We start from the raw sequence: 25,005 nt of genomic DNA, 5'->3' as shown, positions 1-25,005 counted from the left end.
ACTGCCCTCGGCAACAGCGGGCGGGCAGCCAACTGCCGACAGGGCCAGGCGGCCTCGTCGTCACGCTGCGACTTCCGCAGGCGAGGTGGGAGGTGCGGATTCCAGTTCCTCTGTCTGCGCCTGCCCAGCCGACTGGTCCGGGCCGAGGATGCGCCGCACGTTCGTCGGTGAGGTGTGCGCTAAACGAGCGATTCGGCGTCGGGACAGCTTCGGGTCGGCCGCAGCGAGAGCGCGGACGACGGTTTCGATGTCCTGCGCCGAGCGGATGTCTTGGCGCGGCTTCTGTGCAGGGGTTTCTCCATCCGAGGGCGCGCCATTGGGAGGCTGCTGTTCGTCCTCGTCCGGCGCATTAACGGTGTCGCCGTCGCGGTTGGCGACGTTGGGCTGCGTCGTGTTGTCCGGGGTGGGAGCGGCGCGCCGGGTGGTTCGCCAGTCCGCGTATCGCTGCCGCGCCTCCTCGGGAGTCTGAGCCGGCTCCCAGGAGATCAGGTACTGGGTCACCAGCCAGCGCCACGGGTGCCACATCTTCGCTGCCGCCGGGAGTTTGGGCGTGGCTGGATCGAGGTGGCCAGAGGCACGCATCTGCGTGCGGTTGGCCCAGCGGGAGCCGCGCGACCACAGGAACAGGCTGAGGCCGGACATGCCAGCAAGAACCCAGGAGACGAGAGTCGGCATGTGCCGGTAGTCCAGGTACCAGTGGAGCAGACCGGCCGACGCGCCGACGTAGACGGCCATGCCGATGCGGAGCAGCCAGGTGGAGTCCCGGGCCATGAGGTGCTTGTCGTAGAGGTCCATGAGGTAGGCCGCGCCGCCCTCAACGCATGACGCGACGGCGAGGCCGAGGAGTAGGCCAGCCAGGTAGCCGATCCAGGCGAATTCGGCGAGCTGCGGGTTGCTGGCGAGGCCCTTGGCTACGGGGCCGCCGGCGAGGTCGGTCATGGCGACGACTTGGAGGACGGCGGCAACACCCAGAGCTGCGACGGGCGGCACGTAGCGGAGCCGGCCACCGGCCGGACGTATCGGCGACACCTCGGTCGGCTCCGTGGGTGGCGCGGCGGCCAGCTCGAGCGCGCGCTGGGCGGTGCGGTGAGCGAGGTCGGTGCTGCGGTTTCGGATTTCCGCCCAGGCGCCGGCGTTGGCGTGGCTCGGGTGCCGCTCGGCGGGGTCGATGAGCGTCATGCGCAGCATGATGGCACAGTCGGAACGATTGGAACAGTTGGAACGCCTTAGAGCTCCAGGTCGGCCCCCGGGCTATCCACGCTCCCGGCTCGATACGATCGGGGCACTTACGACAGGAGTGCTGATGCCGAGGAGCCGGGATGAGCTACTTGCTGCCGTGCAGGCGGATGAGTGGCTACGCGCTGGCGAGGTGGCAGTCGTGCTGGGCCGCGGTCGCACAACGGTGCACAGACTGTTTGAGAGCGGCGAGATCGCCTGGAGGCTCAATCCGGGCGGGAAGCAGCGACACGCTGATCCGGCAGACGTGCGCCGGCTTCTCGAGGCCGCGGCTGAAGTCCGACGCGGTGGCATGGCAGCCGAATAGCGGTCGTCCACTCGGTTGCATCAAGGTGGCCCGGACGGCCAAAACTTGGGGCCGTGTCCCCAAACTGTCCCCACACGCAGAGCAACGGCCCTCCGAGATCGCCCCGGAACGCCGTTGTCGCTGCTAGATCGTGGTGGGGCGGACGGGACTCGAACCCGTGACCGATCGATTATGAGTCGACTGCTCTAACCCACTGAGCTACCGCCCCGTACCGGCGGCGATCCTATCCCGTGCCCCGCCCCCGAGCCTAGCGATCTATCACGGCACCAGGGATTTCGGCTGGAGAACGATCTGTCGCCGAGGATCTACGACCATGTCCGGTGGCTGGAGATCCTCCACCCGGGGCGTCTCCTCGTCACAGCAACTGGGACATTCGGGACCGTCCTGGGTGGTGAATTCAGCGTAGTTCTCCGGGTTGATGTCACTCATTGAATCCCCCTGAAACGGGCATTAAACTCCGACTCGGGCGCCGAGTGACGCCAGGACTGCTCCCGCGGTACGCCAGCCGCCGGCCATCGCGCCCTGAATCGACGGGCTGTCGCGGTGGTCGCCGGCGACGAAGAGGCCGTCGCCCAGGTTGACCGGTTTGCGGAGCCGGGTCTGGGGCGGGTGGGCCGCGGGCAGGGCCTGCGGCACGGTGACCACACTGAGCAGTTGCCAATCGTCGGCGGGCACCCCGTACATCCTGGACAATTCGACTCGAATGACGGTCTCCGAGGCGCCGGAGGGCGCCGAGATGCCGACGACGGTCGCCGCGATGAGGCTTTTGCCGCCGGGAGCGTATTCGGGTGCGGCGTTGCTCATCACCACAGTGTTGGCGATGATCTCCCGCCGGTCGCCGTCGAGGAGCAGGATCGGCTCGTCGATGGGGGCGTGGTCGGCGCCGAAGTAGAACGTGGTGAGGCTGTGCACGTCGGGCCGGGACAGCCGGTCGGGCAGCAGGGCGGCGGCGCTGATCGGGTCGGTGGCGACGATCACAGCCCGGCAGTGGACCTCGCCGCCCTCGGTGACGACCATGCCGGGCCCGATCGCGAGGGCCCGGGCGCCGATCAGGAGCTGCGGGAACGGCAGCGGCCCGGCGATCGCGGCGGGCAGCGCGGCCATGCCGGCCGCCGGCACCCCGATCCGGCCGCGGGTGAACGAGCGCAAAACCATCGCGGCGACGTGGCTGGACGTGTCGAGGGCCCGCTCGGCGAAGACGCCGGAGAAGAACGGCCGCAGCGCCTCTTCGATGATCCGGTGGGAGAGCCCGGCGGCGCGCAGCATCTCCTGGGTGGTGGTCTCCGGCATGTCGAGGAGGCGGTTGACCGGCATGGTCGCGCAGCGGGTGGCGAGGGCGGCGAACTTGAGCCGATCGGCGAGGGTGCCGATGCCGGAGATCAGGGTCTGCGGGGTCGTCAGCGGCTCACGCAGCGGGTTCTCCAGCCGGTGCAGCTCACCGCCGCGGCGCACGAGCACACCGGAGGTGAAGTAGCGCATGTCGAGCGCGTCGACGTCGACGAGCGCGGGCAGCCGCGGGTAGGCGGTGTTGAGCGTCTGGAATCCGCGGTCCATCCGCCAGCCGTCGATCACGTCGGTGGCGACCCGCCCGCCGAGCCGGTCGGAGCCCTCCACCAGGAGCCATTCGACGCCGGCACGATCCAGACGGCGAGCAGCGGCCAGCCCGGCGAGCCCGCCGCCGATGATGACGACGTCCACCTCTACCGGCTGCGACATGTTCACCTCACTGACTGCAATCAACGCGATACTTAGCGTACCCGGGCAACTGCCGCGCAGGAGGCGAAAGCGACAGGCGGCCGGAGGCCGGAGGATCAAAGGCCTACGGAGGTACGCCCACCCGAACCCGATCCAGAAGGATCTCCGTCCGGCGCTCGGCGACCCTCATGCCGAAGCCCCCGCCGGCGACAGCCGGCGGGGGCACCCGGAGCAGGATCAGGCGAGGTAGAGGCGCCCGAGACCGTTCGTCACGTTCAGCCCGTGGTAACGCCCCCAGCCCGTCGTCACGACCCGCCCGCCGTCGAAGCCGCCGTTGTGGGTGTTGAGCCGCACCGACACCTCGGTGCCGGAGTGCACGACCATGTCGTCGAACCCGTCACCGTCGTAGTCGGCGAAGTACAGCCGGCCGAGCCCGTCGGTCACGTTCATGCCGTGGAACCGGCCCCAACCGGTGGTCACCACCCGGCCACCGTCGAACCCGTTGCCGGTGTTGAGCCGCACCGACACCTCGGTGCCGGAGTGCACGACCATGTCGTCGAACCCGTCACCGTCGTAGTCGGCGAAGTACAGCCGGCCGAGCCCGTTGGTCACGTTCAGCCCGTGGAAGCGTCCCCACCCGGTGGTCACGACCCGGCCGCCGTCGAAGCCGCCGCTGCGGTTGTTGAGCCGCACCGACACGTCACTGCCCTGGTGCACGATCATGTCGGTGTAGCCGTCGGCGTTGAAGTCGGCGAAGAAGAGCCGGCCCAGACCGTCGGTCACGTCCATACCGTGGAACCGGCCCCAGCCCGAGCTGACGACCCGGCCGCCGTCGAACCCGCCGTTGCCGGTGTTGAGCCGGACCGACACGTCGGTGCCGGACTGCACGATCATGTCGGTGAGGTGGTCACCGTCGAAGTCGGCGTAGAACAGCCGGCCCATCCCGTTGGCCACCTGCATGCCGTGGAAGCGGCCCCAGCCCGAGGTCACCACGCCCAGGTCGGAGAAGCCCGAGCCGGTGCCCTTGCGCATGCCGACGTCGGTGCCGGTGTGCACCACCATGTCGGCCTTGGCGTCGCCGGTGAAGCTGTCGAACGGGCGGTCGACGGCGTGGTCCCAGACCGCGTCCACGATCCGGGCGGCGTCGGCGGCCTCGACGGCATAGCGGTCCGGGTAGGCGGACACCTGGACGGTCTGGGCGACCTCACCGATCGGGGCGGTCTGCCACCCGTTGCCCGGGAACTTGTCGATCATCTTGCTCAGGAAGGCGTTGGTCGCCCACTCCGGGTCGAGCCGGTTGGCGACGCTGCCCCAGGAGGCGCGCTGCTGGAAGAGGCCGAGGCTGTCGTGGTCGACCTCGACGTCGTGGTTCTGCAGTCCGGTCTCGACGATCGACGTGTCGACCGCGATCACGGCCGCCCGGCGAGCCAGGCCGCGCTCCCGTACCGCTTCGATGATCTCCCGTGCGCAGGACACCCGGTAGGCGTTCATGTAGCCGTCGAGCTTGTCGGTGAGCACGCCGTTGAGCACTTCAGCGAGGCTCGCGTCGTTTCCGGTGGCGCCGCCGGCGTCGCAGCGGGCGTTCGAGATGGCGAGGATTCCGTAGTCGGCGGGCTGGACGGGCTCCTCGGCGGCCCGTGCCGCCGTGGACATCCCGGTCACCAGAAGCCCGCCGGCCAGGGCCGAGGTGATGCCGCGCTTGATCGAGGTGCCGAAGGTCATGACGTCTCCAAGGGGGGTGGCCGGGTCTGCTGGGCGAGGGGGTGGCCCAGCAGACCCGGACGACTGCGGTGGGGAGAGGCGAGCGGGCGGATCAGGCGAAGTAGAGGCGACCCATGCCGTTGGTCACCTGCATGCCGTGGAAGCGGCCCCAGCCCGTGGTGACGAGCCGGCCACCGTCGAACCCGCCGGCCGTGTTGTTCAGCCGGACGAAGACGTCGGTGCCCTGGTGGACGACCATGTCGTCGTAGCCGTCACCGTCGTAGTCGGCGAAGTAGAGGCGGCCCAGACCGTCGGTCACGTCCATACCGTGGAAGCGGCCCCAGCCCGAGCTGACCGTCCCGGCCGGCGTGAAGCCCTTGCCGTTGTTGTTGAGCCGTACCGAGACGTCGGTGCCAGAGTGGACGATCATGTCGTCGAAACCGTCGGCGTTGTAGTCGGCGAAGTAGAGGCGGCCCATGCCGTTCGGGACGTTCATGCCGTGGAAGCGGCCCCAGCCGGAACTGATCACCTTGCCGCCGCCGAACGCGCCGTCCCGGTTGTTCAGGCGCACCGACACGTCGGTGCCCTGGTGGACGATCATGTCCGTGTAACCGTCGGCGTTGTAGTCGGCGAAGTACAGCCGGCCCAGACCGTCGGTCACGTCCATACCGTGGAACCGGCCCCAGCCGGAGCTGACCACGGTGCCGCTGCCGAACGTGTTCTTCTTGGTGTTCAGCCGGACCGAGACGTCGGTGCCGGAGTGCACGATCATGTCGGTGTAGTGGTCACCGTTGAAGTCGCCGTAGTACAGGCGGCCCATGCCGGCGGCCACCTGCATGCCGTGGAACCGGCCCCAGCCCGACGTCACCACACCCAGGTCCGAGAAGCCGGAGCCGGTGCCCTTGCGTACGCCGACGTCAGTCCCGTTGTGGATCACCAGATCAGTCGTGGCATCGCCGGTGAAGCTGTCGAACGGGCGGTCGTTGTCGACGATGTTCTTGTAGCGCCACCCGTCGTACGTCAGCATGTCGGACCAGTTGTTGAAGCCGATCTCGCCCTTACGGCCCTCGTCGTTCGGTGACCGGACGGGCTGCCCCTCCTTGTTGAAGGAGTACACGTAGGCGCCCTGGGTGTGGTCGCGCTCGTTCTTCCAGTACGCGAAGAGCTCCATGTGCCCGGTCCGGTGGATGGCGTCGCCGCGCTTCAGGTCGTGGATGCTGCCGAGCCTGCTGGCCAGGCCACTGCCCGGGAAGGTGGCGGTGGTGAAGCTGTGGTCCACGTGCCAGGCCATCGACACCAGGCCCGAGCAGTCGTTGCGATAGGACCTGCCCTGTGGGTCGTCGGACCAGGTGGTCTGGCTGTAGGGCTGCCCCAGGTCCGCCCAGAAGTCCGCACGGTCGATCACCTCCTGGCGGCTGATCTGGCCGCTCACCGAGGAGTCGGCGGACGCCGCGATCGGTGTGGCCACCGCGCTGGCGGTGGCGCCGACCACCGCACCGAGGCCGGTGGCCATCACGAGGCCGAGAGCTCCGGCGAGCAGCCGGCCGCCCCCATGGCGCACCCCGCCCTTGCTTTTATTGATAGTTTTCGATGTATTGGAGGAGAATCGTGCCCGCATGAGAATGCTCCGTTTTTCGGACAGCCGTATCCGGCGGTCGAAGTCAGAAAGAAGTCGAAGAAGAGGGTGTTGCTAAAGAATGAGGTTCGCGACGTCCCGGTACCGGCCGACTATTCCGCCGCGCAACAGCGGCGACATCTCAGCGGCCCGGCTCACGAGGTCGATCGCGACGGTCCGCAGCCGCTCCGCATCGACCGTCACGGCGAAGACCCCGACGACGATCTCGCACTGCAGGACCCGCACCGACAGGTGTTCGACACCGTCTTCGGGCAGGACGGCCGCCCAGATCGTGTCCAGCACGACAGCCTCGCTGACAGGGAGCACGAGGTCACCGGCGGGAACGATGGAGACCATGGCCAGCCGCATCACACATCAGTCCCAGATCAGGCTTCCGGACGGGCCGTCGGCGAGCTGCACGGCGGCCGTTCCCGCCACCCCCGGGGCGCCGGCGCCTCCGCTACCGTCGAGCAGCCCGGCGAACGCCAGGACACCGACGAGAAAAGAAAGAGCGACACCGGCGTGAGCAACGCGTGCGGACATGAGACGACCCCGTTTCCGAAAGAACAGTGGATTTCAAAGCTCGATCCGAATCGCTTGCCGTTTCCCGGGTGCGGCCTGCGTTCTGGAAATATCTTCGCCAATGCCGGACCACGTACGGAAGAGATGGAGCCTGGCCGGAAGTGGCCCTGGACCGTTGCGGCCACCGCCACCGAGCGCGACGACCCGGCGACACCGGGTGCGATATTTCATTGATACTTGTCGCCTCCTGTGCAACCATCGCGGTCCAAGATCACTGTTTTCTGCGGGGGGAGCAGGTTCAGAGTGCTGTCTGCCTTGGGTTTACCCACGACGACCGAATCGGTCTATCGATCCCTGTTGGACGAACCCGGGCGGGGAGTCGCCGACATGGCCGGCCTTCTCGGGATCACCGAGGAGCAGGTCAGGGCGGCGCTGGACGCGCTCTTCGACCTGGCGCTGCTGCGCGAGTCGACGGACGCGCCGCAGGGCATCCACATCGTCGCGCCCGAGATCGGCCTGCGATCGGCGCTGGCCCGGCAGCAGGCCGACCTGGCCCGCCGGCAGCAGGAGGTGGCGCAGAGCCAGGCCGTGATCGCCCGCCTGGTCGACGATCTGAGCCGGAGCGAACGGGCGTCCGGCCCGGTGGCCAGCGAGTTGCTCGGTATGGACGCGGTCCGTGACCAGTTGCAACTGCTCGCCCAGGAGGCTCGTGACGAGGTGATGACCCTGATGCCCGGTGGCGCCCAGTCCCCGCGGCTCTGGAGCACGCCCGCCGCAACGACGAGCACATCCTCGCCCGCAACGTGCGGATGCGGACCATCGGGCTGGACAGCATTCGCAATTCGCCGGACACGATGACCCACGCCCGCTTCCTCACCGACAGTGGCGCCGAGTTCCGTACCTCCGCGATCCTGCCTCCTCGCATGGTCGTCGTCGACCGCCGGGCCGCGCTGATCCCGATCGACGCTCGCGATACCCGCCGCGGTGCCCTGCTCGTCTCCGGCGCCGCCATCCTCGCGCCGATGATCGCCCTGTTCGAGCAGGTCTGGGAGATCGCGACCCCGCTGGGCGCGGCGACCGATCCGGATCGTCAGGGTCTCACCGCGCAGGAGCGCGCGCTGCTGAAGCTGCTGGCCCAGGGCCTCACCGACGAGGCCGCCGCCACCCGGCTCGGCGTCTCGCACCGGACGGCCCGCCGGATCATGGCCGACTTGATGGAGCGCCTCGACGCCCGCAGCCGTTTCGAGGCCGGCTTGAAGGCCGCCCAGCGGGGCTGGCTGTAGAAGGCGGTGCGGAATGCCGGTCCCGGCTCCCGTCTCACCCCCGGAGGGTGAGGCGGGCCGGTCCACGATGCGGTGAGCTGAGACGAAGAAGGGCCGCGCGATCGGCACGGCCCGGAAACACAAAAACCAGGCCACGTCGGCCTGGTTGATGGCTCCCCGAATAGGACTCGAACCTATAACCTGCCGGTTAACAGCCGGCTGCTCTGCCAATTGAGCTATCGGGGATAGTTCACTGCTTGTCACCCGGTTTCCCTGGTGACGGAGAACAGACTACATGACCACCCGGGCGCCTCGCGAACGGGATACCCCTCGGTCGCACGGCCGGCCGACAGGCCGGTGGAAACCCGGATGCGGGGAGTATCGCCCCGGCAGGATGGGTATGCACCCCCTCAGACGCACGCGCGTCGAACTACGGAAGGAGCCGCCACCATGCGCGGAAAGCTGATGTTCCTCACCGGTCTCGCGGCGGGCTTCGTCATGGGAAGCCGTGCCGGCCGGGAGAAGTACGAAGAGATCCGGTCCAGCGCGCAGAAGCTCTGGGAGCACCCCACGGTGCAGGAGGCCGCGGGCGTCGCCCAGGCGCAGGCCAACAAGCTCTACACCGAGGGCAAGGACAAGCTGCAGTCGTCGAAGCTCGGCGAGAAGCTGAACACCACCGGGACCACCGGCGCCACCGGGCGGAGCACGGACACCACGGACGAGCTGCTCGCTCCGAGTGACTCCCTCACCGCCGCCCCGAAGGGCAGCAGCACCGGCACCACCTACTGACGCCGGTTTCACCGCGGCGCCGCTCCCGACGACGGGAGCGGCGCCGAGGTGTTTCCGGAGACGGGCGCCGCCTCGATCAGGGCGCGGTGCAGGGTTGCTGCTCGGGCACTAGGCCGAGAGTGGTCAATTCATCCAGGACGTACGCGAGAGCGACGCCCCGCTGCTCGTCGGTGCCGGTGACGTCGACGTCGACGTACTCGGTACGGGCGGTGTCGGCCGCGAGCAGGTGCCTCAGGACGGGCTGCCAGGCGGTGGCCGGGTCACTGATCCGGGCGGTGATGACGGAGAGGCCGGCGTCGGTGATCCGGTCGATGCCGGCCTCCGGACCGGGCCAGTCGCGGAGCACGGTGGCCAGGTCGAGACATATCCCGAGCCGGTCCTTGTCGATGCGGCTGAGCGCGGCGACCGTCTGCTCCGGGCTGTCGAGGACCTTGCCGGGGCCGGGCTGGAAGCCGGCGCGGACCGCACGGCCGACCCTCCAGGCGAGGTCGGCGAGCCCACCGGACAGTCGGGACAGGTGCCGGGCGCCGGCTTTACGGCGCACGTCGTCCCACTCGTCGGAGAGCCCCAGCCCGCAGGTGGCTATCGCGCCGCGGACCTCCTCGAACGGAAGCAGGTCGACGAGGATGCGGGCCAGCTCCAGGGTGTGCCGGACGCGGGCGGGACTGCTCCAGTCCGCCGGGTCGGCGGCGCCGCCCTCGTGACCGGACGGCCCGCTCAACGAGACGACCTCGAGCCCGCGGGCGTCGAGCTCGGCACGCAGCCGGGTGCGGGCGCGCCCGTCGTCGGCGAGGGCGGCAGCCAGCCGGAACGGCAACCGCAGCGCCACGGTGAGGGCGCCGGTGCCGAAGTGCCCGCGCAGTGCCGCGTTGGCGGCGTCGAGCCGATCGATCGCGGCGGTGACGTCCTCCGCGTGGACTAGGCTGATGCCACAGCTGAGGTGCACGATCCGGCCGGAGGGATGTCGAAGCCGCATCAGAATCCTCCCCGGACGAGTTCACCCGTGCAGGTGCACGTGCATTCGCACGCGCTTACGGCTCCAGTATGGACCATGTCGGAGTCCGTTCCTGATCGGCCGATCTCGCCCTGCCGGGTTGTCATCGACGCCTCCATCCGTGGATTGCCTGCCCTCGGGTACGAGCGTGAGCCGCATACCGGATCACCGGCGCACCGCCCGTGCGACCCGGTAACCAGCGTGAACATGATCGAAAGCGGCCGCATTTATTGAAGCACGCCAATGCGCCTGCCGGGGGTGACCAGCGGGTAGCCCTCCACGGACGGTCACGAAGAGGCATAGTCGGACAGTCTGGTTTTTCAAATCAAGCACAAACGGACATGCAATGTTCGGCTGCGCGTGCGTTCGTCCCGTGCCGCCGCCCCACCGTGCGAATGCACGTGAACACGCCCCGCGCATTCGCACCCGGCCCGGCGGCCTCCCCACTACCGCGCTCCCCCGCCACCAGGAGCACGGAGGCCCGGCGGCCTCCCCGCCACCACGAGCACGGAGGCCCGGCGGTTCGCCGGGCCTCCGTGAAGTGGATCCGTCAGTTCTGGCTCAGGCCGTGCTCGCTGCCCTTCTTGAGCTTGCGGGTGTCACGCAGCTCCAGGAACGGCTCGTCATCGGCGGGGTGCCCGGCCGCGATGGCCCGGCCCCGCTCGAGCTCGGCGTCGAGCTCGGCTCCGAGCAGGATCGCCATGTTGGAGATCCACAGCCAGACCAGGAAGGCGATGACACCGGCCAGCGTGCCGTACGTCTTGTCGTAGCTGGCGAAGTTGGCCAGGTAGAAGGCGAACGCGCCGGACGCGGCCACCCACAGCACGACCGCGAAGATCCCGCCCGGGGTGATCCACCGGAAGCCGCCGGTCTTGGCGTTCGGCGACGCCCAGTAGAGCAGGGCGAACATCAGGCTGACCAGCACGACCAGGACCGGCCACTTCGCGATGTTCCACGTGGTGACGGCGACGCCGCCGAAGCCCAGCCGCTCCCCGACGACGCGGGACAGCTCGCCGGTGAAGATCACGATGGCGGCCGACGCGATCAGCATGATGCCGATGACGGCGGTGACACCGACCCGGATCGGCAGGGTCTTCCAGATCGGCCGGCCCTCCGGCACGTCGTAGACCGCGTTGGAGGCGCGCATGAACGCGGCCACGTAGCCGGACGCCGACCAGAACGCGACGACCAGACCGATGATCGCGGCGAACCCGGCCGCCCCGGAGTCACCCACCTGGGTGAGCACGGTGTCGACGAGACTGCGCAGCTGAGCGTTCGGGGTGAGGTCGTTGACCGCCTCGGCCACCGTCTTCTGCCCGTCGTTGCCGAGCAGGCCCAGCAGCGACACCAGCACCACGGCGGCCGGGAAGATCGACAGCACGCCGTAGTAGGTGAGCGCCGCCGCCCAGTCGGAGATGTTGTCCTCGGAGAACTGTTTGAAGGTGCGCTTGACGGCGGCGAACAGGCCCTTGCCCTTCAACTGGGCGGGGCTGTCCGGCCCGGCGTCGGGGCTCGGGGCGTTGAGGTCGACGTCGCGGTCCTCACCGGTGCGCGCGGTGGCCGCCGCGGCCACGTCGTAGTCCGACTCTCCTTTGCGGCGGGCCTCGTCGGTGGCGTGGTCGTCACCGACGGCCCCTGATGGCTGCTCGTCAGCCTTGTGTCCAAGTCTCATGGCGGGGTTCCCTCCGGGCAGAAGCGACAGGCCGAAGCAGCGAGCCGCGACGGCAGGCCGCAGCGGCGAACCGCTTCGGCCGGCCGCAGCGGCAGGCCGGACCGGCGAACCGCGACGGCCGACCACCACGTCACACCGCGATGGCCCGGCGCCCCGGCCACCCGTGGCCGGGACATGCCGGCCGCCGTGATGCGCGCTGACGACCTGCGGTTTTGTTGCCCGCCGGAACGGCTCCTCTAACCCGTTTCGCTCTCGATGACCCGTCCGGGTCATCTGCGCTCACCGGCACAGCAACCGCTCCATCCGGCGGCCGGCCACGAACAGGCCCACCACCAGCATCGCCAGCAGGTAGAGGACGTCGAGCAGCTGCACGAGACCGGTCTCGCCCAGGCTGATGCCGCGGATCAGGTGAACCGACCGGTACAGCGGGGTGACCTCGACGATCCAGCGCAGCACCGCGGGGTAGGCGGTGGCCGGGATGAACGTGCCGGAGAACAGGAACAGCACGAACATGCCCGCGCCGATCATGTCGAAATCCTGCCAGCCGCGGATCAGAGTGGAGATCGTCATACCGAGCGCCCCGAAGGCGAACCCGATCAGCACGCTCGCCGGGAGCGCCACCAGCGCCCGCAACGGCGTCGTCAGGTCCATCGCGGTCATGATGACCAGGAACGCCGCCGAGTAGACACCGCCCCGCAGCATCGCCCACGACAGCTCACCGAGGGCGATCTCGATCGGCCGGACCGGGGTGGCGAGCATCCCCTCGTACAGCCGCATGAATTTCATCTTGCCGAAGAAGTTGAAGGTCGTCTCGGACAGTGCCCCGCTCATCGCCGACGACGCGAGCATCGCCGGCGCCACGAACTCGGCGTAGTCGATCACCCGGCCGCCGGGCAGCGGGATCTCGCCGACCAGGGCGCCCACCCCGACACCGATCGAGAAGAGGTAGAACACCGGCTCGAGCAGGCCGCCGAGCATCACCAACCAGTACGCGGGCCGGAGCGTGGCCACGTTGCGCCCGGCCACGGCGGCCGAGCGCCGGGCCATCGCGTCGAGAGCCGTCAGCCGCCGCGGCAGCATCAGAGACAACACGTCAGATCACCAGCCGTCGCCGATAGCGCCAGGATGCCAGGAACCAGCCGCACACGCCCCAGGCCAGCAGATAGAGCACCTGCCAGACCGCACCGGAACCGGGGTCCAGCCCCAGGACGGCAGCACGGCTCAGGTCGACGCCGTGCGAGAGCGGCAGCGCCCACGCCACCCAGCGCAGCACCGTGGGCAGCGACTCGATCGGGAAGAACACCCCGGAGAACAGCGACATCGGCAGCACCGCGAACCGCAACAGGACCGCCAGATACATGTCGCTGGTCACCGACGCCGTGTAGGCGGCCACCAGCGGCGCGAGCGCCACGCCGAGCAGCAGCGAGATCGGCAGCACCGCCACCGCCCAGCCGGACCTCAGCGCACCGAAACAGAGCGCCACCAGCAGGAAGGCAGCCGTGCTGACCAGCACGCGGAACAGCATGAACGCCACGTGGCCGCCGAGGATGTCGGTGGTCCGCAGAGGCGCCGCGGCCTGTGCGAAATACGTCTTCACCCAGGTGAAGCAGCTCATCACCGGCCATGTGGCCTCGCCGACCGCCACCTGCGCCGCGGTGCTGGCGATCAGGCCCGGCACCATCCACTCCAGGTAGGAGACGCCCTCGACGCCGCCGGTCACGAACCCGCCGACGCCGAGGCCGAACCCCAGCATCGTGAGCATCGGCAGCACCAGTGACGAGAACACGCTCGCCCGCCAGGTCCGCCGGTAGTTGACCAGGTGGTACTCCAGCACGTAAACCGACGGGGTCATCAGTCCACCAGGGTCCGGCCGGTGAGGCGGAGGAACACGTCCTCCAGGCTGCTGCGGCGCACCAGGGAGCTGGACGGGCTCAGCGACCGCCGGTGCACCTCGGCCAGCGCGCCGTCGCCGTCGGCCACGTAGAGCAGCACCCGGTCGGGCAGCACCTCGACCCGCTCGCCGACGCCCTCCAGCTTGCCCGCATAGGTCCCCTGATCGTCGGTCGCGAACCGCAGCTCGACCACCTCACGGGTGGAGTGCGCCTCGATCAGCTCGCGCGGTGAGCCCTCGGCCACGATGCGGCCGCCGTCCATCACGACGAGACGGTCGCAGAGCTGCTCCGCCTCATCCATGTAGTGGGTGGTCAGCACCAGCGTCACGCCCTGTTGCTTGAGCCGGAACAACCGCTCCCACACCAGATGGCGGGCCTGCGGGTCGAGCCCGGTGGTCGGCTCGTCGAGCAGCACCAGATCGGGCTCGTTGATCATGGCCCGGGCGATGGTGAGCCGCCGCTTCATCCCACCGGAGAGCGGCTCCACCCGGCTGCCGGCCCGCTCCCCCAGCTGGACGAAATCCAGCAGCTCGGTGGCCCGGGCCCGGGCCACCCGGCGTGGGATGCCGAAGAACCGGGCGTACGTGACCAGATTCTCCAGGACGGTCAGCTCGGGATCGAGATTGTCGAGCTGGGGGCAGACCCCGAGCCGGGCCCGGATCGCCGGGCCGTCACGCCGCGGGTCCATCCCGAGGATGCGCAGCACGCCGCCGGACGGTGGGGAGACACAGCCGATCATGCGCATGGTGGAGCTCTTGCCCGCGCCGTTGGGCCCGAGGAAGCCGAACGCCTCCCCGGCCCGCACATCGACGTCGATGCCGTCGACCGCGGTGAAGTCACCGAACCGCTTGATCAGCCCGCGCGCGTGGATGAGGGAGTTCACGCCCCGACCCTACGGAAGGGGTACGACAACTCTCAGTCCACGGTCTCGGTCGCCGATCGCGCCGCCCCGACCAGCTCGTCGGTCGCCTCGACCACCTCGCCGGACTCCACCGGCGTGCCCGAGTCGTAGCGGACCGCCCAGCTCAGCCCGTTGCGGCCGCTGACCCGGCGGCCCACCACCCGCACCGCACCCTCGGGCAGCGCGTGATGCGCCGTGTACGCCACCGACCGGGTCACCCTCGCCCGCACCTGGTCGGGCAGCTCGCCCGGCTCCAGCAGCAGGAACGACGCCGCCGGGCCGTCCACCAGCACCGCGTACCCGTCCCGCTCGACGGCCACCTCGGCCGGGGTGATCCGCAGCTCGCGCCCGGACCAGGCAGCCTTGTGGATCTCGTGCCAGCCCAGCCGCTCGACGGCCGACGGCAGCCAGATCCCGTGGTTGGTGGCGACCACCACGTCCTCCGGAGACTCGGCGACCTGGCACCAGGCCACCACCCGCTCCTCGGCCGCGAGCGGGGGCCGGGACGCCCTCGGGAGTGAGGGGCGCCGTCGGAATAGCTTCACAGTTCACCTGCCGCCTGCTCGCGCAGGGCACGCGCCTGCTGTTCGAGTGAGATGAGTTCGCCCGCCAGAATCATGTACTGGTCGCGGTTGGCCACCGGGTTCAGCCGCTGGACCCTGGATTTCAGGTCACGGATGCGGGTGGCCAGCGCGCCGCCCTGCAGCCGGGCCAGGGTGACCTGCACGTAACGCGGATCGACCGCCCCGTCGACGTAGAGCGGCTCCACCGACAGCTCGCCGACCAGCATCTGGCCGCCCATGTCGGCGCACGCGTCACGGACCTTCTCGATCCAGACCACGCCGCCGGTCGCGGAGGACACCCCGCCCGCCTGGGCGACCGCCTCGCGCACCGACTGGAGCACCTGGTCGCCGTAGTTCTCCGGGCCGACCGCGTCGAACATCGGGCCGGCCAGCACCGGCTCCTGCAGCGCCAGTTTCAGCGCCTCCCGCTCGACCAGCCGCTGCGGCGAGTCGGCGGCGGCCTGTGCCCGGGGCGCGCGCTGCTGCTCGGCGGCCTCACCGCGCAGCGCGTTGTTCACCGCCCGCTGCACGGGGTCGAGGTCCATGCCGAGGTCGCCGGCCAGCTTCCGCGCGTACTCCGGGCGCTTCTCCCTGTCCTTGATCTTGGCGACCAGGGGCGCGGCCCGCCGCATCGCCTCGACCCGGCCCTCCACCGTGTCCAGATCGAAGCGCGCGATGGTCTGCCGCAGGGCGAAGTCGACGAGCGGCTCACGGCCCGCGATCATGTCGCGGACCGCCAGGTCACCGCGGGCCAGCCGCAGCTCACAGGGATCCATGTTGCCCGGCGAGACGGCGATGAAGGTACGCCCCACGAAGCGCTGATCCTCCTCGAAGGCCCGCAGCGCCGCCTTCTGCCCGGCCGCGTCCCCGTCGAAGGTGTAGATGATCTCGCCGGTGAAACTGTCACTGTCCATCAACAGCCGCCGCAGCACCTGGATGTGGTCGACGCCGAACGCCGTGCCGCACGTCGCCACCGCGGTCGGCTCGCCCGCCTCGTGACAGGCCATCACGTCGGTGTAGCCCTCGACGATCACCGCCCGCCCGCGCTTGGCGATCTCCCGTTTCGCGTGGTCGATGCCGTAGAGCACATGCGACTTCTTGTAGATCGGCGACTCCGGCGTGTTCAGGTATTTCGGGCCGTCGTCGTCGTCGAACAGCTTGCGCGCGCCGAACCCGATCGCGTCACCGCTCAGGTCCCGGATCGGCCAGAGCAGCCGCCGCCGGAACCGGTCGATCAGCGACCCCGAGCGGGCCGGTTTGGACAGGCCGGCCGCGGTCAGCTCCTCGGCGGTGAACCCCTTGAGCCGCAGGTGCTTGCTCAGCGCGTCCCAGCTGTCGGGGGCGAAGCCGCACCCGTACTTCTCCGCGGCGTCGCGCCCGAACCCGCGCTCGGCGAGGAACTCCCGGGCCTTGCGCGCCCCGGGCGAGCTGAGCTGGTCACGGTAGAAGTCGACGGCGGCCGCGTGCGCCGCGATGAGCCTCTGCCTCTGACCGGTCTGCGGGCGCGGCGCGGGCGCGGCGCCGGTCTCGGTGTCGTAGCGCAGCTGTAGCCCGGCCTTGCCGGCCAGCCGCTCGAGCGACTCGATGAACGACAGGTGCTCCGCGTCCATCAGGAACTTGATCGCGTCGCCGCCCTGGCCACAGCCATGACAGAAATACACGTTCCGGGCTGGTGAGACGTTGAACGACGGTGTCTTCTCGTCATGGAAGGGGCACAGCCCCTTCAGGTTGCCGCCGCCCGCCGACCGCAGCGTCACCGTCTCGCTGATCACGTCGACGATCGAGGTCCGGTCGCGGACCAGTGCGATGTCCTCGTCCTTGACCCGTCCCGCCACGGCATACATCCTGCCTCGCCGGAACGGTCAGCCGCCAGCAGGGTCCCGCCGTGTCCCGAGGATCACCGAATGCCAGGCCACCGCGGCGTGGTCGGTCAGGGACGCGACCTGGTCGATCACCACCCGCAGCGCGGCCGCGTCGTCCGGAGCGGCCGCGTGCAGGGGCCGGAAGAGCGGATCCAGCCGTTCCGGGGCACGGCACAGCGCCTCCACCAGCTCGGTCAGGATGGTGCGCTGATGGGAATACCACTGCTCGGCCGCCCGGGAGCGCATCACGTAGCGCAGCGCCATCCCCTTGAGCAGCGCGCACTGGTTGCGGACGGTACGCGGGACGATCAGGTCGGCGGCGTAGCGGCGCAGCGGCTCGGTGCCGAAACGGCTCTGGGTGGCGCCGACCGCGGAGGCCACGAATCGGCCGGTGAGCACGCTGGTCATGCGTTTGAGGGCGATCAGCGAGTCGTACCCGCCGTCGTATCCGGCGACCCCGGTGACGGCCGGGTCGGCCAGCAGCAGGTCGAGGGCGGCGCCCAGGTCGCCGAGGCTCTCGTCGGAGTAGGTGGCGGCGACGTCGGCGCAGAGGGCGGCCCGTTCGGCCGGGTCGTCGAGCAGCTCCCGCAACGCGATGTAGCCGCCGTGCACCCCGTCCTCGACGTCGTGCACCGAGTACGCGACGTCGTCGGCCCAGTCCATCACCTGCGCCTCCAGGCAGCGGCGTTCGTCGTCGCGGCCGTCGCGGAGCCACTCGAAGACCGGCCGGTCGTCGTCGTAGACGCCGAACTTGCGGTAGCCGGGCTTGCGGAACCACGGGTACTTGGAGCAGGCGTCGAGGGTGGCACGGGTCAGGTTGAGGCCGGCGCCGGGGACCTTCGCCTCCAGCCGCGTGATCACCCGCAGGGTCTGCGCGTTGCCCTCGAAGCCGCCGCACGGCTGGGCGGCCACGTCGAGGGCCGACTCGCCGTTGTGGCCGAACGGCGGGTGGCCGAGGTCGTGGGCGAGGCCGGCGACGTCGACGATGTCCGGGTCGCAGCCGAGGCGCGCGCCCATCTCACGGGAGATCTGGGCGACCTCGAGCGAATGGGTGAGCCGCGTCCGCAGGAAGTCGTCGGACCCGGCGGTGTGCACCTGGGTCTTGGCGGCCAGGCGGCGGAATCCGGCGGAATGCAGCACCCTGGCCCGGTCCCGCTGGTACGGGGTGCGTCCGTACCCGCTGTCCTTGGCGGGCTCGGCTGCCCATCTCTGGGCGTCGGCGGCCGTCATGATCCCCAGACTAAGCCGGATGTCCAGGTTGCCGATGGTTCAACCGTGGGGATCTCCATCGTCGGCCGCCTCGTGGCGCAGGGTGCCACCGGTCTCGTCGCCGTGGCGCTGGTGACCGGGTTCGCCGTGCACAACTCGGAGGACCAGAGCGCCGCCAACGACGAGATCGCCCGGGTCAGCTCGGCGATGAGCAGCCAGTGGAACGCGGACATGATGCACGACGCGCTGCGGGCCGACGTGATGTCGGCGATGTTCGCCACCACGCCGGCGCAGCGTGAGGAGTACGAGGTCGAGGCCGTGTCCGAGCACGCGCAGACGATGCTGGACAAGTTCGACGAGGCGGCGAAGCTGGTTCCGGAGTCGTTGCGGCCACAGTACGAGGAGACCCGCGCGGAGATCATCAAGTACGGCGACCTGGCGAAGACGGCGGTGGAGACCGCGGCGACCGACCGGGCCGCGGCTCAGCAGTCGCTGGCCGACTTCCTGGCCCAGTTCTCGGCTCTGGAGGAGAGCATGGGCGCGCTGGACGACGACGTGCTGGAAGCGGTCAACGACGCGAGCGCGCACGGGCAGCAGACCGGGGAGACCAGCACCACGTTCATCCAGTGGGCGGCGGGCATCGCGATCCTGCTCACGCTGGCTGTCTGTGCGCTGACGGTACGGGCGGTGCGGCGGCCGTTACAGGGAATGCTGGAGACGTTGCGGACGCTGGCGCGGCGGGATCTGACGGTACGGGCGCCGATCGTCAACCGGGACGAGCTCGGCGAGATGGCGCAGGCCCTCAACGAGGCGATGACGGAGATCCAGGGCACCGTGGCGGCGACCGCCGAGCGGGTGACCAGCCTGAGCGCGGCCAGCGTCGAGTTGCAGAAGCTGGCCGGGGAGCTGGACGGCTCGGCGGAGCGGACGTCGATGGAGGCCCGGAACGCGGACACGTCGGCGGTGCACGTGTCGGGTTCGGTGGGCGACATGATGGCGGCCACCGACGAGCTGTCCGCGTCGATCCGGGAGATCGCCCGGCAGACCGCGACGGCCGCGTCGACCACGCACGAGGCGACCACCAGCGCGATGCGGACGGCCGAGGCGGTCGGGCGGCTGAGCGACGCGAGCCAGGAGGTCGGCGACATCGTGCGGATGATCACGAACATCGCCGAGCAGACGAACCTGCTGGCGCTGAACGCGAGCATCGAGGCGGCCCGCGCCGGACAGGCCGGCAAGGGTTTCGCGGTGGTGGCGACCGAGGTCAAGGACCTGGCCGGGGAGACCGCACGGGCGACCGGCGAGATCACCGCGAAGATCGGCGCGATCCAGGAGATGACGACGAGCACGGCGAACGCCATCGAGGCGATCACCGCGGTCATCGGCCGCATCGACGACGGGCAGCGCACGATCGCCGCCGCCGTCGAGCAGCAGTCAGCCACCACCGACCTGCTGGCCCGCAACGTCGGCGCGGTGCAGGCGGCGGCGTCGGACATCAGCGGCACGGTCTCGCACATCACGTCGTCGAGCGCGTCCACCGCGGAGGGCGCCAACACCACCCGGAGCTCGGCCGGCCTGGTCAGCACGGCCGCCGACGAGATCCGGGGCCTGATCGGCCAGTTCAGGTACTAGCGCGGCGGGCGCTCAGCACGCAGAACTCGTTGCCCTCGGGGTCGGCCAGGACGACCCACGGCACGTCGCCCTGGCCGATGTCGACGGACCGGGCGCCCATCCCGACCAGCCGTTCCACCTCGGCCTCCTGGTCGTCCGGCCGCAGGTCGATGTGCAGCCGGTTCTTGACCTGCTTGGCGTCCGCGACCGGGGTGAACAGCAGGCCCGGCATCTCCGACGGGGTGCGGCGGATCTCCACCTCGTCGGGCGCCTCGTTCACGATCACGTAGCCGAGCGCCTCGGCCCACCATCGGGCGAGCCGCGCCGGGTCCTCGGCATCCACCACGACCTGTTCCCACCGACTCGGCACGGAACCTCCCTGATCGACATGTGACGATCATGTTACGGGACCTGACGAGGGCTGCCCGTGGCAACGCGGCACCGGTCCCGAGGTGACGGCGCGATGACGCACAGAACGTGCGACTTGTGGCCGCAGGGTCACCGGAGGATGGCCCACGGTGGCGGGCGGGAGGCGCCCGACCGGGAACCGCAGCGCTGAGGAGTGAAGTGCCCGGCGTCGACCACTGTCTACAGGAGGCCATGACGATCCCCGGCGCTGTCGGGGCCAGCATCGTCGACTACACGACGGGCTTCCCGGTCGCCACGACCGGTGCAGCGCCCAATGAGGACCACGAGGCGGCGGCGGCCGGCACCGCCGAGGTGGTCCAGGCCGCGAGCAGCCGTTCGCTGTTCGTCTCGGCCGTACCGCACGACCTGCTCGAAGACCTGATCATCACCACCGCCGGGGGCTATCACCTCCTGCGACTGGTCCATACCGAGTTCGACAGCCGGCTGGTGCTCTACGTGTGGCTGGACCGGGTCCGCGGCAACCTCGCCGTGGCCCGCCGCAAGATGCAGCGCCTGGCCGACGAACTGGTCGCCCGGCGATGAGCACACTGACCTGGAAGGAGCGTCCGGTGGCCCGCACCAGGACCGCAGCGCCCGGTGACCTGCTCACGCAGGTCGCCGGCGCACGGCAGACCGGAGCGCTGACGGTCGGCGGTCATCCGGGCGGTGCGGTCTACGTCTTCGAGGGCCGGGTGATCTACGCCGAGTCGTCGTCCGCTCCGGGGGTAGGCGAGCTGCTCACCTCGTCCGGGCGGCTGGCCGGCCGGACCTGGCAGAGCGCGTTCGACCTGGGCGCACCGGCCGCCCGGGTGGGCCGCCTGCTGGTCGAGCAGGGCCATCTCACCCAGGGTGAGCTGGAGCTGTGCGTGCTCGGCGCCACCTACGACGCGGCGTACTTCGTGCTCGCCGACCGGGCGGCGCCGGCCGAGTTCCGGCCCGGTGTCACGCACTGGCTGGGCCCGGTCGTGCACATCGACGCGGCCGCGGTGGACCGGGAGGTGATCCGCCGCATCCAGCTGCTCGACGGGATCTTTCCGAACCCGCTGATCGACGTGGCGCCGGTGATCCCGGTGGCCCGGCCGCCCCGGGAACGGGTCACGGTCACCGCGCGGCAGTGGGAGCTGCTGGTGCAGGCGGACGGTCAGCGCACCCCCGCCGACCTGGCACAGCTACTCGGGCGGGCGGGCTACGCGGTCATCCAGGAGCTACGCCGGATGGCCGCCGCGGGACTGATCGAGCCACCCGAGGTCCGGACGACGGACACGCGGGAGCTCATCCGGCTCTCCCAGCCGCGCGGGGCTTCGGTCCCGCTGTCCCGGGCGCCGGCTTCCGTACCGGTGATCACGGGGCCGGAGCCCGTGGCACGGCACCCGCCGCCCGACGAGCGCCAGAGGCCCTGGGACAGGAAGCCCGGGGAGCAGAGGTCCGAGGAGCAGAAGGCGGCGGGCGAGACGAACGTCGCCCCGATCCGGCCACCGCGGCTGGCCCGCCGAAAACCCGGGGCGAAGCTGCCCAAGGAGATGGCGGGCGAGAGCCCCCCGGCTCACCCGGGTGCCGACGAGGTCCTGCTCAAGCGCATCCGAACCGCACTCAGGGCGCTGCGGTGACGCGCGCACCCCCGACCAGCCGAAGGAGTGAGGAAACGGAATGACGGTGGATCCGGCGGTTCTCGAGGAACTCGGGCGCCTGCGCAGCAGGTTGCCGGAGCTGTCCGGCAGCGTCCTCGCCACCGCCGACGGGCTGGTCGTGGCACACGACTCGCACGGTCTCGAGCCGGACACCCTGGCCGCGCTGGCCGCGGCCCATCTGGCCCTGGCGCGGCGGTTCGCGCACGCGGTCAGCCACGGCGACCTGCGGGAGTCCGTGGTGGAGTGCGACGGCGGCTACATCACGTCCTACACCGCGGGGCCGAACGCCCTGCTCACCGTGGTGACCTCGGGTGACGCGAACCTCGCCATGGTCCACCTGGAAGCACGCCGGTGCGTACGCCGGCTGATCCGGATCCTCGCGCTGGAGTCCGCGCCTCAGCTGCGCCCGGAGATCCCCGCACAGGCCGGGCCGCCGACCCCGCTCGCCCGGCGGACCCCGATGGCAACCCTGCCCACCATGGCCCGTCGCCGCCAGGCGACCGGCTGACACCACCCACCACAACGGAGGAATGATTCCCATGCCCGACATGGACACCGCACTCAAGGAGATCATGGAGATCGACGGCTGCATCGGCGTCGCGCTCGTGGACCACACCAGTGGCATGGCCCTGGGCACCCTCGGCGGTGGCAAGGAGCTCGATCTGACGGTCGCCGCGGCCGGCAACACCGACGTGGTCCGGGCCAAGCTGCGGGCGATGGAGATGCTCAACCTCTCCGAGAAGATCGAGGACATCCTGATCACGCTGGACACCCAATACCACATGATCCGGCCGCTGACGAGCAGATCCGGGAAGGGCCTGTTCCTCTACGTGGCGCTGCGGCGCGACCGGTCGAACCTCGCGATGTCCCGGCACCAGCTGCGCCGCATCGAGAACGACCTCGACGTCTGACCGGCGAGGTGTGACCGCCACCCCTGGCGGGGAGGGCCCGCACCGCCCTCCCCGCCCTCCGGCAACTACCATTCCAGTCCATGAGCGCCCGGGAGATAATTGACGGGGTGCGCTCCGGCGCTCTGAACTACGAGGATGCGCTGGACGCCCTGACCGGCGCACCCGCCGCCGAGACCGACGCCGCCCTGAGCGCCGCGCTGAGCGGGGAGTTCGAGCGGCTCTTCGGCGACGGCTGGCAGCCGGCCGAGTTGCACCGGGCGGTGGCCCGGCGGGGCAATCCGATCCAGGGGCGGCTGGTCGCCGACGCCGCCCGTGACTATCTGCGCGGCCGGGATCCGGTCGATGAGCGCTGGCGTGACCAGGCGGACGCGTTGCGTACCCCCGAAAGCCGTAAGCCGGACCGGATCGCCGTGCTGGACGCCTCGCTCGATCTGCTCGCCGAGCTGCGGCGGATGCCGCGCATCGAGATCCTGATCCCGCCGCCGGGCACTCCGCTCACCACCGTGCCGCATCACGGTGACCAGCGGATCCTCGACCGGGTGCGCGCCCTGCTGGCGAAGGCGGAGTCGACCGAGTTCCCGGCCGAGGCGGAGACCTACAGCGCGAAGGCCCAGGAGTTGATCACCCGGTACCGGATCGAGGAGGTCACCGTCGCGGCCGTCGACGTGGTGCCGTTCGCCCGGCGGATCGGCGTCGACCACCCCTACGAGAGCGAGAAGGCGGGCCTGCTCGACGCGGTGGCCAGGGCCAACACGTGCCGGACGGTCTGGTCGCAGGAGCTGGGGTTCAGCACGGTCTTCGGGTTCGACAGCGACATCGACGCGGTCGAGCTGCTCTACACCTCGTTGCTGGTGCAGGCGAACCGGGCGATGGTCCGCGACGAGAAGAACGTCCGGAAGGCCCGGTTGAAGGCGTTCCGCCGGTCGTTCCTGGTCTCCTACGGGGTGCGGATCGGCGAGCGGATACGGCAGACCGTCGAGCGGGAGCTGACCGGCCACGACGACCTGCTGCCGGTGCTGCGCAACCGCGAGGTCAAGGTGCACGAGGCGATGGACCGGGCGTTCCCGCGCACGGTCCGGGTCCGCGGCAGCCGGGTGGACAGCCTGGAGGGATGGGAGTCCGGGCGGGCCGCCGCCGACGAGGCCGAATTGCGCTGACGGGCATTGCAGCGCTGAAACGCGCAACCTTTCCGGGCCGCGGAGACACATACCTGCGTTTCCCCCATCGAAAGGCGCATCCCCATGCGATCCCGTCTCCGCAAGCTCCTGCTGGCCGGGGTGACCGGCCTGCTGGCCGTCACGGCCAGCGTGTACGGCCTGATGCGGGCCGACGCCGCGACCTACCCGAATCCGGGCGTGGTCACCGGCTCCACGTTCGCGCACGACCCGACGATCGTGAAGAAGCCGGCCGGCGGCTATCTCCTCGCCTACACGGCGCCGGGTATCGGGCTCAAGACCTCGGCCGACCGGACGAGGTTCACCGACGCCGGCAAGGCGTTCCCCAACGGCACGCCGTGGGCCGACGCCTACACCAACGGCGACACCAACCTGTGGGCGCCGGACATCTCGTACCGTGGCGGCAAGTACCTGATGTACTACTCGGCCTCGTCGTTCGGCTCCAGCAGGTCGGCGATCTTCCTGGCCTCCAGCACCACCGGCGCGGCCGGCACCTGGACCGACCAGGGCAAGGTCGTGGAGAGCACGACGACGAGCGGGTTCAACGCGATCGACCCGAACCTGACGGTCACCCCGAACGGCGAGTGGTGGCTCAGCTTCGGCTCGTTCTGGAGCGGGATCAAGATGATCAAGCTGAACCCGTCGACCGGCAAGCGGGCCGACGGCACGATCCACCACATCGCCGAGCGGTTCGTGAACAGCAAGTCGGTCGAGGCGCCGCACATCTACTACCGCAACGGCTACTACTACCTGTTCGTGGCGTTCGACCTCTGCTGCAAGGGCGCGTCCAGCACGTACCGCACGATGGTCGGCCGGTCGACCAGCATCACCGGGCCGTACAAGGATCGGGCCGGCACGCTGATGACCGCGGGCGGCGGCACCGAGATCCTCGCCTCGCACGACACCGTGTACGGCCCGGGGCACCCGGCCGTCTTCCAGGACGGCACCCAGGACGTGCTGGTCTACCACTACTACACGGCCGCCGGTGACGCGCGGCTCGGCATCAACCTGCTGAGCTGGAGCTCGTCCGGCTGGCCGACGGTGTACTGAGG

25 protein-coding genes and 2 tRNA genes are annotated in these 25,005 nt (G+C 70.1%); 10 read left to right on the top strand and 17 right to left on the bottom strand.

What is annotated here, in order from left to right; translation table 11 throughout:
• Positions 1 to 60: 60 nt before the first annotated feature.
• The 7 genes from ACQPZW_RS06505 to ACQPZW_RS06475 form a co-directional block, all read right to left on the bottom strand.
• On the bottom strand, positions 61 to 1,179 hold the full coding sequence (locus ACQPZW_RS06505) for a hypothetical protein (RefSeq protein WP_433793917.1): 1,119 nt from the start codon (positions 1,177 to 1,179) through the stop codon (positions 61 to 63).
• A gap of 495 nt (positions 1,180 to 1,674) precedes the next feature.
• A tRNA-Ile gene (locus ACQPZW_RS06500) sits at positions 1,675 to 1,751 on the bottom strand.
• 242 nt (positions 1,752 to 1,993) lie between these two features.
• Positions 1,994 to 3,259 (bottom strand): FAD-dependent oxidoreductase, encoded by a 1,266-nt coding sequence (locus ACQPZW_RS06495; RefSeq protein WP_433793916.1) that lies wholly within the window; start codon positions 3,257 to 3,259, stop codon positions 1,994 to 1,996.
• A 216-nt stretch (positions 3,260 to 3,475) separates the two neighbouring features.
• A complete protein-coding gene (locus ACQPZW_RS06490) occupies positions 3,476 to 4,960 on the bottom strand; it encodes an FG-GAP repeat domain-containing protein (RefSeq protein WP_433793915.1) in 1,485 nt (494 codons plus the stop codon).
• A gap of 91 nt (positions 4,961 to 5,051) precedes the next feature.
• Positions 5,052 to 6,500 (bottom strand): FG-GAP repeat domain-containing protein, encoded by a 1,449-nt coding sequence (locus ACQPZW_RS06485; protein ID WP_433793914.1) that lies wholly within the window; start codon positions 6,498 to 6,500, stop codon positions 5,052 to 5,054.
• A gap of 129 nt (positions 6,501 to 6,629) precedes the next feature.
• Positions 6,630 to 6,923, bottom strand: a complete 294-nt coding sequence (locus tag ACQPZW_RS06480; protein ID WP_433793913.1) for a hypothetical protein — start codon at positions 6,921 to 6,923, stop codon at positions 6,630 to 6,632.
• A gap of 6 nt (positions 6,924 to 6,929) precedes the next feature.
• Complete coding sequence (locus tag ACQPZW_RS06475) at positions 6,930 to 7,097, bottom strand: hypothetical protein (protein ID WP_433793912.1); 168 nt, start codon at positions 7,095 to 7,097, stop codon at positions 6,930 to 6,932.
• A gap of 366 nt (positions 7,098 to 7,463) precedes the next feature.
• Between ACQPZW_RS06475 and ACQPZW_RS06470 the strand changes: the two genes are divergently transcribed.
• Both ACQPZW_RS06470 and ACQPZW_RS06465 read left to right on the top strand, forming a co-directional pair.
• On the top strand, positions 7,464 to 7,934 hold the full coding sequence (locus ACQPZW_RS06470) for a hypothetical protein (protein ID WP_433793911.1): 471 nt from the start codon (positions 7,464 to 7,466) through the stop codon (positions 7,932 to 7,934).
• Complete coding sequence (locus tag ACQPZW_RS06465) at positions 7,931 to 8,359, top strand: LuxR C-terminal-related transcriptional regulator (RefSeq protein ID WP_433793910.1); 429 nt, start codon at positions 7,931 to 7,933, stop codon at positions 8,357 to 8,359. The genes ACQPZW_RS06470 and ACQPZW_RS06465 overlap by 4 nt, the downstream gene beginning before the upstream one ends.
• A gap of 149 nt (positions 8,360 to 8,508) precedes the next feature.
• On the opposite strand, the gene ACQPZW_RS06460 is transcribed toward ACQPZW_RS06465, so the two are convergent.
• Positions 8,509 to 8,584: transfer RNA gene (locus ACQPZW_RS06460), tRNA-Asn, on the bottom strand.
• Between the two features lie 204 nt (positions 8,585 to 8,788).
• On the opposite strand from ACQPZW_RS06460, the gene ACQPZW_RS06455 reads away from it, so the two are divergent.
• On the top strand, positions 8,789 to 9,127 hold the full coding sequence (locus ACQPZW_RS06455; protein WP_433793909.1) for a hypothetical protein: 339 nt from the start codon (positions 8,789 to 8,791) through the stop codon (positions 9,125 to 9,127).
• Positions 9,128 to 9,203: 76 nt separating this feature from the next.
• Here the strand turns inward: ACQPZW_RS06455 and ACQPZW_RS06450 are convergent, their stop codons facing one another.
• The 8 genes from ACQPZW_RS06450 to ACQPZW_RS06415 form a co-directional block, all read right to left on the bottom strand.
• Positions 9,204 to 10,103, bottom strand: a complete 900-nt coding sequence (locus tag ACQPZW_RS06450) for a TIM barrel protein (RefSeq protein WP_433793908.1) — start codon at positions 10,101 to 10,103, stop codon at positions 9,204 to 9,206.
• Positions 10,104 to 10,671: 568 nt separating this feature from the next.
• A complete protein-coding gene (locus tag ACQPZW_RS06445; protein WP_433793907.1) occupies positions 10,672 to 11,793 on the bottom strand; it encodes a YihY/virulence factor BrkB family protein in 1,122 nt (373 codons plus the stop codon).
• A gap of 279 nt (positions 11,794 to 12,072) precedes the next feature.
• Complete coding sequence (locus tag ACQPZW_RS06440; protein WP_433793906.1) at positions 12,073 to 12,885, bottom strand: ABC transporter permease; 813 nt, start codon at positions 12,883 to 12,885, stop codon at positions 12,073 to 12,075.
• 1 nt (position 12,886) lies between these two features.
• On the bottom strand, positions 12,887 to 13,645 hold the full coding sequence (locus tag ACQPZW_RS06435) for an ABC transporter permease (RefSeq protein WP_433793905.1): 759 nt from the start codon (positions 13,643 to 13,645) through the stop codon (positions 12,887 to 12,889).
• Entirely contained in the window at positions 13,645 to 14,568 is a 924-nt protein-coding gene (locus ACQPZW_RS06430; RefSeq protein WP_433793904.1) for an ABC transporter ATP-binding protein, read from the bottom strand. Before ACQPZW_RS06430 ends, ACQPZW_RS06435 begins: the two co-directional genes overlap by 1 nt.
• Positions 14,569 to 14,600: 32 nt before the next feature.
• Positions 14,601 to 15,131: a hypothetical protein gene (locus ACQPZW_RS06425; RefSeq protein ID WP_433793903.1), complete on the bottom strand. Its 531-nt coding sequence runs from the start codon at positions 15,129 to 15,131 to the stop codon at positions 14,601 to 14,603.
• The gene (gene dnaG / locus ACQPZW_RS06420) at positions 15,128 to 16,993 is read right to left on the bottom strand and encodes a DNA primase (protein ID WP_433793902.1); all 1,866 of its coding nucleotides are present in this window, start codon (positions 16,991 to 16,993) and stop codon (positions 15,128 to 15,130) included. The genes ACQPZW_RS06425 and dnaG overlap by 4 nt, the downstream gene beginning before the upstream one ends.
• An 18-nt stretch (positions 16,994 to 17,011) precedes the next feature.
• Entirely contained in the window at positions 17,012 to 18,241 is a 1,230-nt protein-coding gene (locus tag ACQPZW_RS06415) for a deoxyguanosinetriphosphate triphosphohydrolase (protein WP_433793901.1), read from the bottom strand.
• Positions 18,242 to 18,286: 45 nt separating this feature from the next.
• Between ACQPZW_RS06415 and ACQPZW_RS06410 the strand changes: the two genes are divergently transcribed.
• A complete protein-coding gene (locus ACQPZW_RS06410; RefSeq protein WP_433793900.1) occupies positions 18,287 to 19,852 on the top strand; it encodes a methyl-accepting chemotaxis protein in 1,566 nt (521 codons plus the stop codon).
• Here the strand turns inward: ACQPZW_RS06410 and ACQPZW_RS06405 are convergent.
• The gene (locus tag ACQPZW_RS06405) at positions 19,842 to 20,201 is read right to left on the bottom strand and encodes a VOC family protein (RefSeq protein ID WP_433793899.1); all 360 of its coding nucleotides are present in this window, start codon (positions 20,199 to 20,201) and stop codon (positions 19,842 to 19,844) included. The two genes, ACQPZW_RS06410 and ACQPZW_RS06405, sit on opposite strands and share 11 nt — an antisense overlap.
• 197 nt (positions 20,202 to 20,398) lie before the next feature.
• Here ACQPZW_RS06405 and ACQPZW_RS06400 point away from each other — a divergent pair, with 197 nt between their 5' ends.
• The 6 genes from ACQPZW_RS06400 to ACQPZW_RS06375 all read left to right on the top strand — a co-directional run bounded on the left by ACQPZW_RS06400 (position 20,399) and on the right by ACQPZW_RS06375 (position 25,003).
• Positions 20,399 to 20,782: a hypothetical protein gene (locus tag ACQPZW_RS06400; RefSeq protein ID WP_093622494.1), complete on the top strand. Its 384-nt coding sequence runs from the start codon at positions 20,399 to 20,401 to the stop codon at positions 20,780 to 20,782.
• Entirely contained in the window at positions 20,779 to 21,846 is a 1,068-nt protein-coding gene (locus ACQPZW_RS06395) for a DUF4388 domain-containing protein (RefSeq protein WP_433793898.1), read from the top strand. Before ACQPZW_RS06400 ends, ACQPZW_RS06395 begins: the two co-directional genes overlap by 4 nt.
• A 40-nt stretch (positions 21,847 to 21,886) precedes the next feature.
• Positions 21,887 to 22,375 carry a roadblock/LC7 domain-containing protein gene (locus ACQPZW_RS06390; protein ID WP_433793897.1) on the top strand — a complete coding sequence of 163 codons (489 nt, stop codon included), beginning with the start codon at positions 21,887 to 21,889 and terminating at the stop codon, positions 22,373 to 22,375.
• A gap of 31 nt (positions 22,376 to 22,406) precedes the next feature.
• Positions 22,407 to 22,778 carry a hypothetical protein gene (locus ACQPZW_RS06385; protein WP_360934368.1) on the top strand — a complete coding sequence of 124 codons (372 nt, stop codon included), beginning with the start codon at positions 22,407 to 22,409 and terminating at the stop codon, positions 22,776 to 22,778.
• Positions 22,779 to 22,858: 80 nt separating this feature from the next.
• Positions 22,859 to 23,935, top strand: coding sequence for a DUF2786 domain-containing protein (locus ACQPZW_RS06380; protein ID WP_433793896.1), 1,077 nt, complete (start codon positions 22,859 to 22,861; stop codon positions 23,933 to 23,935).
• A gap of 84 nt (positions 23,936 to 24,019) precedes the next feature.
• Entirely contained in the window at positions 24,020 to 25,003 is a 984-nt protein-coding gene (locus ACQPZW_RS06375) for an arabinan endo-1,5-alpha-L-arabinosidase (RefSeq protein WP_433793895.1), read from the top strand.
• Positions 25,004 to 25,005 lie beyond the last annotated feature (2 nt).

Source organism: Actinoplanes sp. CA-252034, from assembly GCF_050956125.1.
Classification (GTDB): Bacteria; Actinomycetota; Actinomycetes; order Mycobacteriales; family Micromonosporaceae; genus Actinoplanes.
Note: the sequence above shows the minus strand (reverse complement) of the source record. Positions and strands in the feature narration are given on the sequence as shown.